We start from the raw sequence: 16,472 nt of genomic DNA on the forward strand, positions 1-16,472 counted from the left end.
CTGGGCGCATGAGCACCGCAGAGAAGATAGTGTCGGCAGAACGCGTCGTCGCGGCACCCCCGGAACGCGTGTTTGAACTCATCGCGGACCCCGCGCAGCAGCCCCGGTGGGATGGAAACGAAAATCTCGCGGAGGCCGCCGCCGGTCAGCGCGTGCACGGGGTCGGCGACGTGTTCATCATGACCAACGTTGGCGACCGGGTGCGACAGAACCGCATCGTGGAGTTTGCAGAGGGCCGCCGCATTGCCTGGCTGCCCTCCCCCGTTGGCGAGGCTGAGCCCGGGCACCTGTGGCGCTGGGAGCTGGAACCAGTCGCCGAGGGCACGCTCGTGCGTCACACCTTTGACTGGAGCGGTCTCACTGATTCGACCCGGTTCGCCCGGGCGCAACAGAACACCGCAGCGGCGCTCCTCAGCTCGATCGACCGGCTCGCAGCGCTCGCTGAGGTCGGCGAGGAGTAGCTCCCGCCGCTCGCAGACGACAACGGCGGGTGGTGAGTCCGAGACTCACCACCCGCCGTTGTGCTGTGCGCGACGATGTCGCGCACGCCGGGCTTAGATGATGCCGGCGAGGTGCTCCTCGATCATCGGCTTCGGCATCGCACCGATGATCTCGCGGACCTCTTCGCCGCCCTTGAACACCTTCATCGCGGGGATGGAGGTGATGCGGTACTGCGCTGCAAGATTCGGGTTCTCGTCGACGTTCAGCTTGGCGATGAGCAGCTTGCCCTCCTGCTCGCCAGCAATCTGATCGAGGATCGGCGCAATGGCGCGGCACGGGCCGCACCAGGCTGCCCAGAAATCCACGAGTACGGGGATCTCGCTCTGCAGCACGACCTTCTCGAAGGTCTGCTCGTCAACGTTGATGGGTTCGTTCATGATGACTCCTTTGGTCACACCAGTAAATTGGGCGCTGCCGATCAGACGGCGGCGAGCTCCGGATTCTTCTGCTCAAGCAGCGCGAGGAAGGCCTCGGCGTCGAGTGCGGCGACCGTGCCAGATGCGGCAGCGGTGATGGCCTGGCGGTAGTGCGGATCGGTGACGTCGCCGGCGGCGAAGACCCCGGGAACCGAGGTCTTCGAGCTGCGGCCCTCGACGGCGATGGTGCCCTCCTCCGTGAGATCGAGCTTGCCGTGCACGAGGTGCGTGCGCGGATCGTTGCCGATCGCCACAAAGAGGCCCTGAATCGCGAGCTCGCGCTCGGAACCATCGACCGTGCTGCGGAGTGTGACACCCTCGACCTCGGACTCGCCGTGGATTGCCGAAACCTCGGAATCCCACACGAACTCGATCTTCTCGTTGTCGAACGCACGCTGCTGCATGATCTTCGATGCCTTGAGCTCGCTGCGGCGATGGATCACGTAGACCTTGTCGGCGAAGCGCGTGAGGAAGGTCGCCTCCTCCATCGCAGAGTCGCCGCCGCCGACCACCGCGATCGTCTTCTCACGGAAGAAGAAACCGTCGCAGGTGGCGCACCAGGACACGCCGTGTCCTGAGAGGCGATCCTCATCAGCGAGACCGATCTTGCGGTAGGCGGAGCCGGTCGCGTAGATCACGGTGAGCGCTTCGTGCACGCTGCCGTCACCCGCGGTGACACGCTTCACGTCGCCCGAGAAATCGACCTCGGTGATGTCGTCGTAGACAACCTCGGTGCCGAACTTCTCTGCCTGCTCCTGCATACGCTGCATGAGCTCGGGGCCCTGGATGCCCTCCGGGAAGCCCGGGAAATTCTCCACCTCGGTCGTGTTCATCAGTTCGCCGCCGATGCCGATAGCGCTTGCAAAGAGCAGCGGTTTCAGGCCAGCGCGGGCCGCGTAAATCGCGGCGGTGAAGCCGGCGGGGCCGGAACCGATGATGATGATCTGCTGCATGAGGCTCCTCGCACGCATTGCTGATGAATCACGGTCGCGGATCGACCGTTCAGGGGGTACAACCCATCCTAGGCTTGCGCTATTCCTGCTCGCTGGTGACGGCCTCGGAAGCGGACTGGGCGCGGGCACGTTGGCGGAGGCTCCGCCAAATCCCAAAGCCGAGCAGCGCAGCCGCAAGCCCGCCGAGCGTCCACAGCGCGATCGATTCAATCGAGCTGCGGATTGAGATGGAGAGAGTGCCGGTGAACACCGTCGGATCACCGTCAGTTGCGGAGATCGTTACGACCAGTCCGGACTCGCCGGAAGACACCCGACTGTGTACCGGCACGAGCAACTGCTGGTTGCCCTCCGCGGGGATAATCACGTCCGGAAAGCTGCGCTCGCTGAGGGAGAGCGCAGCAGACGCGGGATTGACGTCCACACGCACGCGCGCATCGAAGGGAAGCGTGTTGCGCAACTGCACGGGGAAACGGGTAGATGTGCCCACGAGCTGTACATGCTCGGTGCTGACCGCCTGCACGCCCTCGAGGAGCTCGGCGTCGCGCGCGCGGTAGGCGGCTGCCACGTCCGCGAAGTCTGCATCGGGCGCACCATGCCTGGTAGCAAACAACTCCAGCAGGCGCGTGCGCTGGTAGCCGCTCAGATACTCAGGGTTGACGAGCACCGCGCCGATCTGTGTGACGGAAGACTCGCGGCCCACTGCGGCACGCAGCAGTTCGCGGCGCTCCTCGAGTGTGTCCCCCGAGCGCAGCTTCGCCGTGCCCTGTGGGAGTTCGGCGAGCGGCGTCTGCTCAAGCCAGTCGAAAGTGCTGAGCTGCTCGAGCAGGGCGCTCGGTTGCTCGGCGTTTGCGACTGCGCCGCGGTCGAGCGCGAGCAGCACACCCGGCTGCGAGTGCTGCGCGGCGAGCGCAAGCTGAGCCGCAAGTCGTGCCGCGCCCGCGGCCCGTTCAGCCGACGTGCCTCCGGTGAGCGCATCGCGTGCGGCCGCGCTCAGACTCGCATCGGCGACATACGCTGTGCCGTCGCCGAGCTGTGCGCGGGGCCCACCCGTGAGCCCCGCGTTGCTTGAGCTCACCACGGTGGTGGTGATGCCGTTGCTCCTCAGGAACTCAAGAGTGTCCGCGTTCACCGAGCCCTCCGCGGGCCAGGCGATGCGTGAAGCTGGCTCCCACGCGAGAAGCTCGGGAAGTGTTGGGGCGCTTGCCGGCTGGGGGCCACTCGCGTCGTCGGCACCTGCTGGCGCGTCGGAAGTTTCCGCCGGAGCTGCGTCATCCGCCGTCGCGGGGGCCTGCTCAGTGGGGGTCGTTTCCGGTTTACCGTCGGCAGGCGTGGGGCCTGCGGGCGCTGGGAAAGATCCAAATCGAGTCACAAAATCGAGGCTCGAGGGTGCGAGGAGTTTTGAGAAGCCGAGCGCAGCCTGAGCCGCCGGGTCTGCATCAGCGAACTGCAGCAGGAACACCGGGAGGTCGAGTGCGGTGAGGCGCTCGAGGAAGAGGCGCGAGTTCTCGGGCGCCTCCTCGCCGTATGCGCGAATCCCAGCGATGACACGGGGATCGATCGCGAGCGTTGCCCGCTGCGTCCGCGCCTCGGTGAGGAGCCGATCCCACTCCGGCGTGAGCGCCTCCAGCTGACCCCGCGTGGGGAGCGTGCGAATCTCATCGGGGAAGACCAGCGGCACGATGACGCCGAGCTGCACCGTTGGAGTCTTGTGCGCCGCCGCGCGTGAGCCCGCTCCCGTGGTGGCCTGCTCCGGCCCGTGCCACACAATCGGGGTGGTGGCGGTGAGGAGCGGATCCGCGGGACCGTCGGCCGTCTCGGCGTCCGAATCCGATGAGTCAGTGGACTCCGCAGACTCTCCCGCATTGTGCTGCGTGGCGGCATCCGCGTCGGAATCGGTAGGTTCGGGATCCCCCTCGTCTTCTGCGCGCAGCTCGGCGCGGAGCAGGTGCACACCAAACGGGGTGCTCGCCGTGAGCGCGACATCCGCGCGCGGCACTGTGAGCGTGAGCGCCTGACTCTTCCCCGCTTGCGTCGCACCTACGTTGAGCGTGCCGAGCGGGGACAGACTCCCCGCGGGTTCTTCCGCGAGGCCGGCCGCATCAGCAACCGCCTCGGTGGCGATCTCCACGACCAGTTCCCCCGCGGGAATGGGTTCCGAGCTCGGATTTTGGATCAGGATCGCGAGCTCAAGTGTTTCCGTCTCGGGACGGAGTACCGGGTCGCTCGCTGCGATGACGAGGGAGGCGAGCTCTTCGGGCTGATCGACCGTGTCCGTGTCCGTGTCCTCGCCTGCGGCGTCAGCGTCGGCAGCCGCGGTGCGCGAGACATCTGCCGTGAAACGCGCGTGTGCCTGCGCTGCTGCGGGGCCCAGCGCGAGGTGACCGCCGACCGCGACTCCGAGCGCGAGCATCGTCGCGGTGAATGCGCGGAACAGGGGAACTCGGGCCATACGCTCCAGTCTAAAGACCAGCTCTGGGATCCAGGCCCAGGTACCCTGGGGGGATGCTTTCCCTTGCCGAGTCCATGGACGCCCTGCGTGCCATCGCCGCCTCCGCACCCGTCGCTTCCCTCGCCAAGGCTTTTGCCGCGCGAGGACACGAGTTCGCCCTCGTCGGCGGGCCCGTTCGCGATGCGATGCTGGGCCGCGCAGTGACGGACCTCGACTTCACGACGTCCGCGCGCCCCGAGCAGACGCGCGAGATCCTCGACGAACTGAGCGGCAATGTGTGGGATGTTGGCCGGGACTTCGGCACGATTGCTGCGCGCGTGCACGGCGAGGTCGTGGAGATCACCACGTATCGCGCGGAGGTGTACCGCGAAGATTCGCGGAAGCCGAGCGTGAGCTACGGCGACACGATCGAGGGCGATCTCGTGCGCCGCGACTTCACGATCAACGCCCTCGCACTCATGCTGCCCGATATGCGCCTCGTGGATGTGTCGGGTGGCGTCGAGGACCTGCTGGCTGGGCGCATCCACACGCCCGGGGCGCCGTCGGCCTCCTTCACTGATGACCCGCTGCGCATGTTGCGCGCAGCTCGTTTCGCGGCGCAGCTCGGGTTCGAAGTGGCGGCGGAGACGCAGGCGGCGATGGCGGAATACGCCGAGCGGCTCGACATCATCTCCGCCGAGCGGATCCGTGACGAGCTGGTGAAGCTGCTCGGCACGAACGATCCGGTGCCCGGGATACGGCTGCTCGTCGACACGGGGCTCGCGGAGCGATTCCTCCCCGAGCTCACCGCGCTGCAGGCAACGCAGGATGACCACGGGCGACACAAGGATGTCTACGAGCACAGCCTCACCGTGCTGCGGCAAGCCATCCAGCTGGAGCGGGATCGTCGCCCCGCGGACGTCACTGCTCCCGACATCGTGCTGCGGCTTGCCGCGCTGCTGCACGACATTGGGAAGCCCGCAACGCGTCGCTTCGAGCGCGGCGGGGTCACGTTCCACCACCACGATGTCGTGGGCGCGAAGCTCGCGAAGAAGCGCTTGCGCGAGCTGCGCTTCGACAACGACACCATCAAGCGCGCGGCACGTCTGATCGAGCTGCACCTGCGTTTCTTTGGGTACAGCGACCAGCCGTGGACTGACGCCGCGGTGCGGCGGTACGTGCGTGATGCAGGAGACGAGCTCGAGCAACTCCACATCCTCACGCGCGCTGACGTGACGACACGCAATCGCCGGAAGGCGGAGCGCCTCGACCACGCCTATGACGACATCGAGCGCCGCATCGACGAACTCGCCGCCGCCGAGGAGCTTGCGGCGGTACGCCCGGAGCTCGACGGCGCGCAGATCATGGCAATCCTTGAGATCCCTCCGGGGCCGCTGGTGGGCCGGGCATATAAGTTCCTGCTCGACGTGCGCCTCGACGAGGGGCCGATCGGGCCGGAGGCCGCCGAGGAGCGGTTGCGGGCCTGGTACGCGGAGCAGGACGTCGCGTGAGCGACGAAGCGAACGACGACCCCGCGAGCATGAGCGTCAGGAAAGAAGAGCTGAGCATGGAAACGACCGAGAACGCATACGACGCGTCGAACCCCACCACCTGGTTCGGGGGTCGACCCCGTGTCATGTTCGTGCACGCACACCCGGATGACGAATCGATCACTACGGGTGGCACCCTTGCCGGGCTTGCGAGCGCCGGTCGGGAGCCGCTGCTGGTGACCCTCACGCGCGGCGAGCGCGGTGAGGTCGTTGACGGGCCGTTCCAGCACCTGCAGGGCACGGATGGGCTGGCACCGCACCGCCAGGGCGAACTCGCCGCCGCGCTTTTCATGCTGGGGATCGAGCGGCACGTCTTCCTCGGGGTCGAGCCCGCGCGAGCTGCGGGCTACCCGCCGGCGATCTACGAGGACTCGGGCATGAGCTGGGGCCCGGACGGCCGGGCGACCGCCGCCCCTGACGCGAGCGCGGACGCGCTCACCAGTGCGCCTGCCGTCGAAGCGCTCAACGATCTGCTGGCCGCGGCGCACGATGCCGGCGCTCAGGGCATCGTGAGCTATGACGATGGGGGCGGCTACGGTCACCCCGACCATGTGTTCGCGCACCGCATCGCGCGTGCGGTCGCCGCCGCGCTGGGGCTGCCGTTCTGGGAGATCGCGGATGACACCGCGGCAGACGCGGAGGCGGAGCTGGTGGAGACGCACGAGATCGATGCGTGGAGTGATCGAAAGGTCGCCGCGCTGCGCTCGCACGTTACCCAACTGACTGTTGATGGGGACGACATCGTGCACGTGGGCGGGCAGCGTCAGCCGATCTCGTCCCGCGAGCTGTTCCGCCTGCGAACGCTCCCGGCAGACGCGCCGAGCCAGGCGGAGTAGACTCTTCCCTCGGGCGCGCCGCGCCCGAAATCGTGAGGAACAGGGGTTCGATGACTGTGAAGGTAGCCCTCGCGGGCGTTGGCAACTGCGTGAGCTCGCTCGTTCAGGGCGTGGAGTATTACCGCGGAGCCGCTGAAGACGAGCAGGTTCCGGGCCTGATGCACGTCCGTCTGGGCGGTCACCACGTGTCCGACCTTGAGTTCGTTGCGGCGTTCGAGGTTGACGCTGCAAAGGTTGGGCTCGACCTGGGTGAGGCCATCTGGGCGGGGCACAACAACACCATCAAGTTCTCGGACGTTCCGGAGATCGGGATCACGGTGCAGCGCGGGCCCACGTTCGATGGCCTCGGCGAGTACTACCGTGACGCGGTCGAAGAGTCCGCCGCTGAGCCGGTCGATGTTGCGCAGGTGCTGCGCGATTCTGGCGCTGACGTGCTGGCGTGCTACCTGCCGGTGGGCAGCGAAGAGGCCGTGAAGTTCTACGCGCAGGCCGCGCTCGACGCCGGCGTCGCGTTCGTGAACGCTGTGCCCGTGTTCGTGGCGAGCGACCCGGAGTGGGCTGCAAAGTTTGTTGCGGCAGGCGTGCCCATTGTCGGCGACGACATCAAGAGCCAGGTGGGTGCAACGATCACGCACCGCGTTCTTGCGCGCCTGATGGAGAGCCGCGGCATCGCCCTCGATCACACCTACCAGCTCAATGTGGGCGGCAACATGGACTTCAAGAACATGCTTGAGCGCAGCCGCCTGAAGTCGAAGAAGATCTCGAAGACGCAGGCCGTCACCTCGAACCTTGATGTGAACCTCTCGGACGAGGACGTGCACATCGGGCCGAGCGACCACGTGCCGTGGCTTGAGGATCGGAAGTTCGCCTTCGTTCGGCTGGAGGGGCGAGGCTTCGGTGATGTCCCCATGAGCCTGGAGTACAAGCTCGAGGTGTGGGACTCCCCCAACTCGGCCGGCACGATGATCGACGCGATCCGCATTGCGCACGTTGCGCGTGAGCGCGGCATCGGCGGCCCCGTCGAGGCGGCCTCCGCGTACTTCATGAAGTCGCCCCCCGTACAGAAGCCGGATCATGCGGCGCGCACCGAACTTGAGGAGTTCCTCGCTGATCCCGCGGCATAGCTTCTGCGAGGTGTGATGTGGGGCCCGGCGAGTTTCGCCGGGCCCCACACGCATATTCCAGAATAGGAATGGCATGCGGAAGCGAAAACCCCCTTGATCTATTCCAGACTTTGAATATGCGGATTCGGGTATGGACTAGTCGTTGCGTGAGACGCGCAGGCGGGCATACACCTCGGTGAGCTGCGCGGCGTGCGCGTCCCAGCTATGGGAGAGCGCGTGTGCTCGGGCCGCCCGGCCCAGCTCGCTCCGCCGGGCGGGGTCATGCAGCAGCTCACCCAATACCCGGGCCCATTCGCGAGGCTGACGCCCCACGACCCGCACGCCCGCCTCTCCGGGCGGCGTCGCCTCGAGCAGCCCAGTGTGCGCCGCGACGACCGCGGGAACCCCGGCGGCCGCGGCCTCGAGCGCGACCAGCCCGAAAGTTTCCGAGTGCGAGGGAACGAGGACGAGCGCGCTGTCTGCGAAGAGAGCGGCCGCTGCCGCCCGATCCTGCGCGGGGAGGAAACGCACGCGGTCCGCGATCCCCTCACGCGCGGCAAGTACGCGGAGCTCCGCTGCGTACTGCTCCGCGCCAGGCGTCGGCTCCCCCGCCACAACCAGTTCGCATCGTGCCCACAGCGCGGGATCCTGACGCGCGAGCTCCGCCGCTGCAGCCACCGCGAGGTCTTGTCCTTTGAGGGGCTGCACACGCCCGAGCACCGTGATGCGCAGCGGCCTCTCGGGATCCCGAACCGCAGTGGTGTCGTCGCGGGGGCGGAAGAGCGCAGTGTCGACCCCGGGGGTCACCACGGAAATCCCGCGCCGCGAGGCCCCGGAGCCGGAGACGATGGCCTCGCGCTCACTGGTGCTGCACGCGATGAGCTGGGTCAGATGGGTGAGCGCGCGCTCACCTGCCAAGCGCGTGGGCGGTTCGGGACGATCCCCCGGCGCGAGCCGAGCGTTCTTCTGGGCGCCGACGGTATGTAGGGTGAGCGCCGCAGTGACCCCGCTCTGGGCAGCAAGCGGCAAGGCCGCGATCCCGCTCAGCCAGTAGTGCGCGTGCACGGCATCAAAGGTGCCGTGATCGCGAAGTGCCCGCGCGAACTCGGGGACCAGCCTGGGGAGTGCCTCCTTGCGCGCGTCGACGCTGCCCGCGGAAAGCGACACGAGTGTGGCGCCATCGCCGAGGTCGCTGCAGCCACTGGGCTGTGCTGCACTTGCGCGAGTGAACGCTGTTACGTCGTGACCGGCGCGTGAGAGGGCCCGTGCCGCCTGTGCAACGACGACGTTCATACCGCCGGCATCGCCGCTGCCCGGCACCGCAGCAGGCGAGGTGTGCATGGAGACGAGCGCAATCCGCATGGCCTCAGCGTAGGCGAGCCGAAGCGCCGTGCCGGTGCCACACGCGCCGGCGCGACGCTCCCTCGCGTCTTTCCGGAGAAGCCGCCTGTCTGGCCCCCGTGGAGCGCGAGAAAGTGATAAGCTTTCCGGGTTGTCTGTGTGCGCCGTACCCTTCGGAACGCACCGGCACGATGCACAAACACCCTCCTGCCACAGAAATCCTGTGGCCGTGAAGTCCGAAGGAGGTGGGTCAGTTAATGCATCCGTATGAACTCATGGTGATCCTCGATCCGGGTATCGACGAGCGCACCGTGGCCCCCAGCATGGAGAAGTTCCTCGGCGTCATCCGCAACGCGGGCGGCGAGATCGAGAACGTCGACATCTGGGGCAAGCGTCGTCTTGCCTACGAGATCAAGAAGCAGTCCGAGGGCATCTACGTCGTGGTGAACTTCACCGCGTCGCACGAGGCTACCGCGGAGCTCGACCGTCAGCTCGGCCTGTCCGAGGCAGTGCTCCGCACCAAGGTGCTCCGCTCTGACGAGCTCATCGCACAGCGCGCAGCGCAGGCGAAGCACGAGCAGGCCAAGGCGGCTCGCGCCGCGAAGGTGGGCGCGTAGCTCATGGCCGGCGAGCCGCTGATCACTGTCGTCGGTAACCTCGTTGCCGACCCCGAGCCTCGCGTGAGCCAGGCCGGCAAGTCGTGGGTGACCTTTCGGATCGCCTCGACGCCGCGCGTGCGTGACCGTCAGTCGGGTGACTGGTCGGACGGCGAACCGCTGTGGCTCGGTTGCCGCGCGTACGGTGAGTACGCCGACAACATCGCCGCTTCCCTGACGAAGGGCGCACGCGTCATCGTTCAGGGCCGTCTCACGCAGCGCAGCTACACCGATAACCAGGGGCAGCAGCGCACGTCACTCGACCTTGAGGTCGAGGAGATTGGCCCGTCGCTCCGTTTCGCCACCGTGCAGATCTCCCGTGGGCAGTCCCGCGGCCAGGTCGGCGGATTCGGCGGCGGAAGCGGTCAGCCCGCCGGGCAGAGCAGCTGGGGTCAGCCCGCAGCAGCTCCGCAGCAGCCGCAGCAGGACAACCCCTGGGGCGGCCAGCCCGCTCAGGGTGGCTCCGCTGGTGGCGGTTTCGGCGGCGGCTTCGACGACGAGCAGCCCTTCTAGGCAGCCTCCGCGCCGCCAGGCGGCGCGCACCCTCCCGTTCTCTCAGACGGCGAGCATCAACTTCTTGTTCCGGGCCAGCCCGGGGCATCACATGAAAAGAGACCAACTATGGCAGGCAAGTCCAGCGGCGCAGGCCGCAAGCCGGGTCGCGGCAAGAACGCAAAGGTCGTCGCACCCGCCAAGAAGCAGACCGTGGGCGTCATCGACTACAAGGACGTCGCGACGCTTCGCAAGTTCATTTCTGAGCGTGGGAAGATCCGCGCCCGTCGGATCACCGGCGTGTCCGTGCAGGAGCAGCGACTCATCGCAAAGGCCGTGAAGAACGCCCGCGAGATGGCACTCCTCCCCTACGCCGGCTCCGGCCGCTAAGGAGAACGAGAATCATGGCGAAGGTTATTCTCACGAACGAGGTCCAGGGCCTCGGTTCCGCTGGCGACGTCGTTGACGTCAAGACCGGCTACGCACGCAACTACCTCGTGCCCCAGGGCTACGGTGTGCACTGGACCCGCGGTGGCGAGGCCCAGGTTGCGCAGCTCCGCAAGGCCCGCGAGGCTCGTGCGCTCGCTTCGGTCGAGGACGCTCAGGCGCTCAAGGCCAAGCTCCAGGAGGGCAAGATCCGCCTCCAGGCGAAGACCGGCACCGGTGGCCGTCTCTTCGGCTCGGTGAAGCCGGCTGCGGTTGCCGCTGCTGTCTCCGCTGCAGGTCTCGGCGAGATCGACAAGCGCAAGGTGACCGTCCCGTCGATCAAGTCGACTGGCGAGTACAAGGCGATTGTTCACCTCCACGAGGGTGTCGACGCAGAGATCACCCTCCAGGTGATTTCGCAGCGCTAAGCACGCTTTTCGAGCGGGGTGGTGGTCCTTCGGGACTGCCACCCCGCTCGTGTTTTCTCAGGCATGTGCTCGGCGCACGCGACACGCCCGAGCGCGTGAACACGAAGTGACAAGAAATTGTCAGAAATAGGCGTGGCGGGATTGACATTCGGCCCCGTCGCCAGGTACTTGTCCACATCGAGTCCGCTGATCCACACCCTCAACTCCCACCTGAGGGTTGAATAACTTTCTGCCTGTGGAAAAGTAGAATCCCCGATCAAGGCATATTTCTGGGAAACTCACCAACAGTCATCCACAAGTTGTCCCCAGGATTGTGGAAAAGATGTGGCACAAACCGGCGAGTTACACACAGAGTTATCCACAGGCTTGCGGCGTGGGTGCTTGGCGCTCGCGCAAGGTGCCCGTACCGTGAATGTCTGGGGTCCGAGGTTTGATCATTGTGCACCGGACCCGCTGCAGCGAAAAGGAGTGATCGAGTGTCGATCGCACATCTCGGGATCGCTGATCCCGCCGGCGAGGATTCCTCGCGCGGACACGAGCGCACGCCGCCGTACGATCTGCTCGCGGAGCAGAGCGCACTCGGTGGCATGCTGCTCTCGAAGGACGCCGTTGCTGACGTCACCGGCCTGCTCAAGGGCGGCGACTTCTACGTGCCCAAGCACGAGGTGATCTACGAGGCGGTGCTCTCTCTATACTCCAGGGGAGAGCCCACCGACGTGATTACGGTGACTGACGAACTCACCAAGACCGGTGAGCTGCAGCGAGCAGGCGGAGCCGAGTACCTGCACACTGTCACGAGCATTGTGCCCACCGCAGCAAACGCCAGCTTCTACGCCGAGATCGTTGCGGAGAAAGCGCTGCTGCGTCGCCTCGTTGAGGCGGGGACGCGCATCGTGCAGATGGGTTACGCCGGTGAGGGCGAGGCTATTGATCTCGTCAACGTTGCTCAGTCTGAGATCTACGGCGTGACCGGCGAAGCGCAGGGCGAAGACTACGTGCCCCTGCACCTTGCGGTTGACGCTGCGCTTGAGGAGATCAACAAGGCGAACGGTGCGTCTGACGGCATGCTCGGCGTGCCCACGGGCTTCAGTGAGCTCGACGCGATGACGAATGGTTTTGCGGGCGGCCAGATGATCATCATCGCGGCGCGCCCGGCAATGGGTAAGTCGACCCTCGCGATGGACGTTGCGCGCAACGCCTCGGTGCACGCGAACGCGCCCACCGTGTTCTTCTCGCTCGAGATGGGCCGCGCGGAGATCGCCATGCGACTCCTCGCGGCAGAGGCGAGCATCCCCATGCAGACGCTCCGAAAGGGCGCGCTCGACAATCGTGACTTCCAGAAGCTCGCGGCAACACAAGCCCGTGTGGCAGAGGCGCCGCTTTACATCGACGACAGCCCCAACCTCACGCTCGTGGAGATCCGGGCGAAGTGCCGACGCTTGAAGCAGCAGCACGGCCTGCGCATGGTGGTGATTGACTACCTGCAGCTGCTCTCGAGTGGAAAGAAGAGCGAGAGCCGCCAGCAAGAGGTGTCGGAGTTCTCGCGAGCGCTGAAGCTGCTCTCGAAGGAGCTCGACGTTCCCGTCATCGCACTGTCGCAGCTGAACCGTGCGTCTGAGCAGCGTGCCGACAAGATGCCCGCAATCAGCGACCTGCGAGAGTCCGGCTCGCTTGAGCAGGACGCGGATATGGTCATCCTGCTGCACCGTGAGGCTGTGGGCGATCGGGACAGCCCGCGCGCCGGCGAAGCAGACTTCATTCTCGCGAAGCAGCGTAACGGTCCGACCGGTACGGTCACCGTGGCGTTCCAGGGGCACTACTCGCGTTTCCAGGACATGCCGAGCGGTTTGTAGCCTGTGAGGCGGCCCCAGACGACGAGGGGTAGACTAGACGCGGTCAACGAAAGGGGAGCCATGTCTGCTGTGGCGTCATCGTCCGCGCAATCTGTGGCCCCGGAAATCACTCCGTCACGGGCCATCCGTCTGCTCCGCGTCGCAGTTTTGCTGATCGCGGGACTCGTCATCGCCTTCTCTGCGACGATGCACGAGCATCTCGGATTCGATCTCGGGGTCGCCACCGCGGCGCTCGGTGCGATTGGCATTGCGCACGGCATTGAGTGGTTCTCCCTGCGCGCCCCTGCCCGCACGGTCGTGCCGCTGCTGCTTGGCATCATCGCAGTGGTCGGCGCAGTGCTGTTGCCGTTCGCGGGGGAGCCCATCGCGTTTGCGGTGATTATCGCGGCCTGGGCGCTCACGAGTGCCCTGCTTGAGTTCATTGGTGCCACCGTGCGCCCGGGCAGCCGCCAGGACGCGACGCTGTTGGGGGGAGTCGGCGTACTGCTCGCGATCCTCGTTCTCTTCTTCCGCGACGATCAGGTCGCGATCCTTGGATTCTTCGGGGCATACGCGCTCCTCACGGGCGTGTTCCTCGGAATCTCCGCGTTCGATACGCGTCGCGTCGCCGGTGCTGCCGGTGACGCAGTGGGCGAAACGCCCGCCGCCCGTACCCCCCTCGCCTGACCCGAAAGCAAAAGATGACTCAGCCTTCCGAGCCCGCCAAGCAGGATCCCGTGACCCCTTCGCGTCGCGATCGCCTGCGACCGCTTGAGCTGCTCGGCTTCTCCACCGTGCTTGGCGTGTTCGCCGGCCTGATCGTGCTGCTCTCGACGCGAGACATCGTGCTCGCGCTCGTCTTCCTGGGCGTTGGTTTCATCGTCTCCGTGATGATGGTTGCCCTGGTCGGCCTCGGTGGAAAGCCGAGTGACGAGGATCTCGAGGCGCGCAAGGACCTGCAGAAGCCTGACAACGGCTCCAACTGGCACTAGCCTCAGCAAACGACAACGGGGGTGGGGCGCACTGCGCCCCACCCCCGTTTTTTGTCCTTGGCCCGCTAGTCTTCGGGATCCTCAGGGTCGATCGGTGCGTGGTGGTCAAAGCCAGACTCCGCGCGCTTCCAGTACCCGCTGATCGAGTACTGTTCTTTCGCGAAGCCGAGCTCCCGTCGGAGGTAGCGGCGAAGCGGCACGAGTCGCCCGGCCTCGCCGCCGGCGAAAACGTAGGTCTCGGCGTCGACGTCGAGCTGCTGCGCGGCCTCGTCGAGTGATCCCGGCGCCGCGGTGACGGGCACATCGCGGCCACCCTGGGCAGCCAGGTAGAGGCGTACCCAATCGAGGGGCTCCGGGATGTCAGCAACCACCTCGATGCGCGCGTTCTGCGGCATCGATTCGATCCAGCGGGCTACCGCGGGGAGAGCGGTCTCGTCGGCAAAACACACCACGCGTGGGGCCTCAGCTGCCGCGGCGATGGAGCCGCGGGGGCCCACCATCACGAGTTCATCGCCCAGCTCTGCCTGCACCGCCCAGCGGGCGGCGGGGCCCGGATCCTCGTGGCGGAGCACATCAAGGTCGAATACTGTGTGTCCTGACCCCGCATCCACGCGTACGTTGAGTGGGGTGAAGTCGCGGCCGAACATCTCACCCTCGGGGCGCACGATGCCATCTGCGTCTGGCCCGACCGGCGTGGGCGCGCGCAGCTCGCCCGTGTGCGGGTCGGGGAAGAAGATCTTTGCGTGATCCTCGGGGCCCGTGCTGCGCCAATCAGCGAGCTCGGGGCTTGAGAACGTCACACGGGTGAAGTGCTCGATCTCGGTGACGTGTGTCACCGTGATGCGGCGGGCCGTGAAGCGGTGCATCGTCCGTGGACGAGCGAAACGTGCCGCGGGGTCCTGCTGGGCCACGGTGCTCCTTTCGTCGGATGAATCACCTGTGAGCGTAGCACCGGGCACTGAGCGTGCGCACACGCCCGAAACGGGCGCGGCCCGGGGTGGAGCACCCCGGGCCGCGATCCCACGCGAGAAACTAGCGCTGCAGGAAATCGAGGAGACGCGTCGCGTCGCCGATGTAGGTTGCGGGGGTGAGCGCGAGCAGTCGCTGCTTCGCGTCCTCGCCGATCTCGAGCGCCGAGACGAACTCGATGAGCTCGGCCTGGCCGATACGGCGGCCGCGCGTGAGCTCCTTGAGCGCAGCGTACGGGTCGCTGATCGTCGATCGACCCGCGGTGACCTCTGCGCGGATGACGGTCTGGATCGCCTCGCCGAGTACCTCCCAGTTCGCGTCAAGGTCGGCAGCGAGCACCTCGGGGGCCGCGTCGATCTGGCCGAGCCCCTTCAGAATGTTGTCGAGCGCGAGCACCGAGTGGCCGAGGCCAACGCCGATGTTGCGCTGCGCCGAGGAATCGGTGAGGTCGCGCTGCCAGCGGCTCGTAACGAGCGTTGCGGCGAGCGAATCGAGGATCGCGTTCGAGAGCTCGAGGTTGGCCTCTGCGTTCTCGAAGCGAATCGGGTTCACCTTGTGCGGCATGGTCGAGGAGCCCGTCGCGCCGGCGACGGGGATCTGGCGGAAGTAGCCGATCGAGATGTAGCTCCACACATCGGTTGCGAGGTTGTGGAGAATCCGGTTGGCATGCGCAATGCGGGTGTACAGCTCCGCCTGCCAGTCGTGCGACTCGATCTGCGTGGTGAGCGGGTTCCAGTCGAGGCCGAGTCCCTCAACGAACTCCTGCGAGACCTGGGCCCAGTCGGTTGTCGGGTCCGCGGCGAGGTGCGCGGCGAAGGTGCCGGTCGCGCCCGAGAACTTGCCGAGGTACTCGACGTCGTCGATCTGGTTGAGCTGGCGCTCGAGACGGTGCACGAACACCGCGAGCTCCTTGCCGAGCGTCGTCGGCGTTGCCGGCTGACCGTGCGTGCGGCTCATCATTGGCAGCTCGCGGTACTGCTCGGCCTGGCGCGCGATCTCCGAGATCACGGAGTCGAAGCGCGGGCGCCACACGTCGGCGATCGCCTGCTTCACCGTCAGCGCGTACGAGAGGTTGTTGATGTCCTCGCTTGTGCAGCACACGTGCGTGAGCTCGGCGAGGTGGCCGAGGCCCTGTGCCTCGAGGCGCGCGCGCACGAGGTACTCGACAGCCTTCACGTCGTGCTGGGTGGTCTTCTCGGTCTCGGCGAGCTCATCGATCTCGGCCTGGCCGAAGTTCGCTGCCCACTCGCGCAGCGACGCGAGCTGCTCGGGCGCGATGGGGGTGCCGCCGAGCAGCGAGTGCTCGGTCAGGTAGGCGAGCCACTCAACCTCGACGTGAACGCGAGCCTTGTTCAGCCCGGCCTCTGAGAGCGTGTCTCCGAGGGGTGCGACGGCGGCGCGGTAGCGGCCGTCGAGGGGGCTGATGGGCTGCGGGGGCAGGGGGGTCATGGCGTCTCCGTGCGGGTTGAGGCGAGCGGCGGCGGTGCGGCGCGGGCACGAGCAGAGCGCCGTGGGCGCGCGCAATCCAGATCCATTCTCCCATGCGGCG

At 66.7% G+C, this 16,472-nt stretch carries 17 protein-coding genes; 11 read left to right on the forward strand and 6 right to left on the reverse strand.

Going from position 1 to position 16,472, the window contains the following annotated elements; translation table 11 throughout:
- Positions 1–8: 8 nt before the first annotated feature.
- A complete protein-coding gene (locus D3226_RS00645; RefSeq protein WP_202380516.1) occupies positions 9–461 on the forward strand; it encodes an SRPBCC family protein in 453 nt (150 codons plus the stop codon).
- A 93-nt stretch (positions 462–554) separates the two neighbouring features.
- Here the strand turns inward: D3226_RS00645 and trxA are convergent, their stop codons facing one another.
- The 3 genes from trxA to D3226_RS00660 form a co-directional block, all read right to left on the reverse strand.
- Positions 555–878 carry a thioredoxin gene (gene trxA / locus D3226_RS00650; RefSeq protein ID WP_202380517.1) on the reverse strand — a complete coding sequence of 108 codons (324 nt, stop codon included), beginning with the start codon at positions 876–878 and terminating at the stop codon, positions 555–557.
- A gap of 41 nt (positions 879–919) precedes the next feature.
- Entirely contained in the window at positions 920–1,870 is a 951-nt protein-coding gene (gene trxB, locus D3226_RS00655) for a thioredoxin-disulfide reductase (protein WP_202380518.1), read from the reverse strand.
- Positions 1,871–1,949: 79 nt separating this feature from the next.
- Positions 1,950–4,319, reverse strand: a complete 2,370-nt coding sequence (locus D3226_RS00660) for a DUF6049 family protein (RefSeq protein WP_202380519.1) — start codon at positions 4,317–4,319, stop codon at positions 1,950–1,952.
- Between the two features lie 53 nt (positions 4,320–4,372).
- On the opposite strand from D3226_RS00660, the gene D3226_RS00665 reads away from it, so the two are divergent.
- The 3 genes from D3226_RS00665 to D3226_RS00675 are packed head-to-tail and all read left to right on the forward strand — an operon-like array spanning position 4,373 to position 7,808.
- Entirely contained in the window at positions 4,373–5,809 is a 1,437-nt protein-coding gene (locus D3226_RS00665; protein WP_202380520.1) for a CCA tRNA nucleotidyltransferase, read from the forward strand.
- Positions 5,806–6,684, forward strand: a complete 879-nt coding sequence (locus tag D3226_RS00670; RefSeq protein WP_337248855.1) for a PIG-L family deacetylase — start codon at positions 5,806–5,808, stop codon at positions 6,682–6,684. The genes D3226_RS00665 and D3226_RS00670 overlap by 4 nt, the downstream gene beginning before the upstream one ends.
- Positions 6,685–6,734: 50 nt before the next feature.
- Positions 6,735–7,808 carry an inositol-3-phosphate synthase gene (locus tag D3226_RS00675; RefSeq protein WP_202380521.1) on the forward strand — a complete coding sequence of 358 codons (1,074 nt, stop codon included), beginning with the start codon at positions 6,735–6,737 and terminating at the stop codon, positions 7,806–7,808.
- Positions 7,809–7,943: 135 nt separating this feature from the next.
- Here the strand turns inward: D3226_RS00675 and D3226_RS00680 are convergent, their stop codons facing one another.
- Entirely contained in the window at positions 7,944–9,149 is a 1,206-nt protein-coding gene (locus D3226_RS00680) for a glycosyltransferase (RefSeq protein WP_202380522.1), read from the reverse strand.
- Positions 9,150–9,385: 236 nt separating this feature from the next.
- Here D3226_RS00680 and rpsF point away from each other — a divergent pair, with 236 nt between their 5' ends.
- From rpsF to D3226_RS00715, 7 genes are all read left to right on the forward strand, one after another.
- Positions 9,386–9,745 carry a 30S ribosomal protein S6 gene (gene rpsF, locus D3226_RS00685; protein ID WP_025133393.1) on the forward strand — a complete coding sequence of 120 codons (360 nt, stop codon included), beginning with the start codon at positions 9,386–9,388 and terminating at the stop codon, positions 9,743–9,745.
- A gap of 3 nt (positions 9,746–9,748) precedes the next feature.
- Complete coding sequence (ssb, locus tag D3226_RS00690) at positions 9,749–10,297, forward strand: single-stranded DNA-binding protein (RefSeq protein WP_202380523.1); 549 nt, start codon at positions 9,749–9,751, stop codon at positions 10,295–10,297.
- A 108-nt stretch (positions 10,298–10,405) separates the two neighbouring features.
- Positions 10,406–10,666 carry a 30S ribosomal protein S18 gene (gene rpsR / locus D3226_RS00695; protein ID WP_025133395.1) on the forward strand — a complete coding sequence of 87 codons (261 nt, stop codon included), beginning with the start codon at positions 10,406–10,408 and terminating at the stop codon, positions 10,664–10,666.
- A 14-nt stretch (positions 10,667–10,680) separates the two neighbouring features.
- Positions 10,681–11,130 (forward strand): 50S ribosomal protein L9, encoded by a 450-nt coding sequence (rplI, locus tag D3226_RS00700; RefSeq protein ID WP_202380524.1) that lies wholly within the window; start codon positions 10,681–10,683, stop codon positions 11,128–11,130.
- 476 nt (positions 11,131–11,606) lie between these two features.
- On the forward strand, positions 11,607–12,983 hold the full coding sequence (gene dnaB / locus D3226_RS00705; RefSeq protein ID WP_202380525.1) for a replicative DNA helicase: 1,377 nt from the start codon (positions 11,607–11,609) through the stop codon (positions 12,981–12,983).
- A 60-nt stretch (positions 12,984–13,043) separates the two neighbouring features.
- Positions 13,044–13,649 carry a hypothetical protein gene (locus tag D3226_RS00710; protein ID WP_202380526.1) on the forward strand — a complete coding sequence of 202 codons (606 nt, stop codon included), beginning with the start codon at positions 13,044–13,046 and terminating at the stop codon, positions 13,647–13,649.
- 14 nt (positions 13,650–13,663) lie between these two features.
- Complete coding sequence (locus D3226_RS00715) at positions 13,664–13,954, forward strand: ABC transporter ATP-binding protein (RefSeq protein WP_202380527.1); 291 nt, start codon at positions 13,664–13,666, stop codon at positions 13,952–13,954.
- A 65-nt stretch (positions 13,955–14,019) separates the two neighbouring features.
- Here D3226_RS00715 and D3226_RS00720 read toward each other — a convergent pair whose 3' ends face one another.
- Together D3226_RS00720 and purB are read right to left on the reverse strand one after the other, a co-directional pair.
- The gene (locus tag D3226_RS00720; protein ID WP_202380528.1) at positions 14,020–14,865 is read right to left on the reverse strand and encodes an SIP domain-containing protein; all 846 of its coding nucleotides are present in this window, start codon (positions 14,863–14,865) and stop codon (positions 14,020–14,022) included.
- Between the two features lie 121 nt (positions 14,866–14,986).
- A complete protein-coding gene (purB, locus tag D3226_RS00725) occupies positions 14,987–16,372 on the reverse strand; it encodes an adenylosuccinate lyase (protein ID WP_202380529.1) in 1,386 nt (461 codons plus the stop codon).
- Positions 16,373–16,472: the final 100 nt, after the last annotated feature.

It is taken from the genome of Leucobacter chromiireducens subsp. chromiireducens (assembly GCF_016758255.1).
GTDB classification, from domain to species: domain Bacteria; phylum Actinomycetota; class Actinomycetes; order Actinomycetales; family Microbacteriaceae; genus Leucobacter; species Leucobacter chromiireducens.

Coding starts and splice junctions, on each gene's coding strand:
- purB (WP_202380529.1), bottom strand. CDS start 16,372: ATGACCCCCCTGCCCCCGCAGCCCATCAGCCCCCTCGACGGCCGCTAC.
- D3226_RS00645 (WP_202380516.1), top strand. CDS start 9: ATGAGCACCGCAGAGAAGATAGTGTCGGCAGAACGCGTCGTCGCGGCA.
- trxA (WP_202380517.1), bottom strand. CDS start 878: ATGAACGAACCCATCAACGTTGACGAGCAGACCTTCGAGAAGGTCGTG.
- rpsR (WP_025133395.1), top strand. CDS start 10,406: ATGGCAGGCAAGTCCAGCGGCGCAGGCCGCAAGCCGGGTCGCGGCAAG.
- D3226_RS00660 (WP_202380519.1), bottom strand. CDS start 4,319: ATGGCCCGAGTTCCCCTGTTCCGCGCATTCACCGCGACGATGCTCGCG.
- D3226_RS00680 (WP_202380522.1), bottom strand. CDS start 9,149: ATGCGGATTGCGCTCGTCTCCATGCACACCTCGCCTGCTGCGGTGCCG.
- rplI (WP_202380524.1), top strand. CDS start 10,681: ATGGCGAAGGTTATTCTCACGAACGAGGTCCAGGGCCTCGGTTCCGCT.
- trxB (WP_202380518.1), bottom strand. CDS start 1,870: ATGCAGCAGATCATCATCATCGGTTCCGGCCCCGCCGGCTTCACCGCC.
- D3226_RS00675 (WP_202380521.1), top strand. CDS start 6,735: ATGACTGTGAAGGTAGCCCTCGCGGGCGTTGGCAACTGCGTGAGCTCG.
- D3226_RS00665 (WP_202380520.1), top strand. CDS start 4,373: ATGCTTTCCCTTGCCGAGTCCATGGACGCCCTGCGTGCCATCGCCGCC.
- D3226_RS00715 (WP_202380527.1), top strand. CDS start 13,664: ATGACTCAGCCTTCCGAGCCCGCCAAGCAGGATCCCGTGACCCCTTCG.
- ssb (WP_202380523.1), top strand. CDS start 9,749: ATGGCCGGCGAGCCGCTGATCACTGTCGTCGGTAACCTCGTTGCCGAC.
- rpsF (WP_025133393.1), top strand. CDS start 9,386: ATGCATCCGTATGAACTCATGGTGATCCTCGATCCGGGTATCGACGAG.
- D3226_RS00710 (WP_202380526.1), top strand. CDS start 13,044: ATGTCTGCTGTGGCGTCATCGTCCGCGCAATCTGTGGCCCCGGAAATC.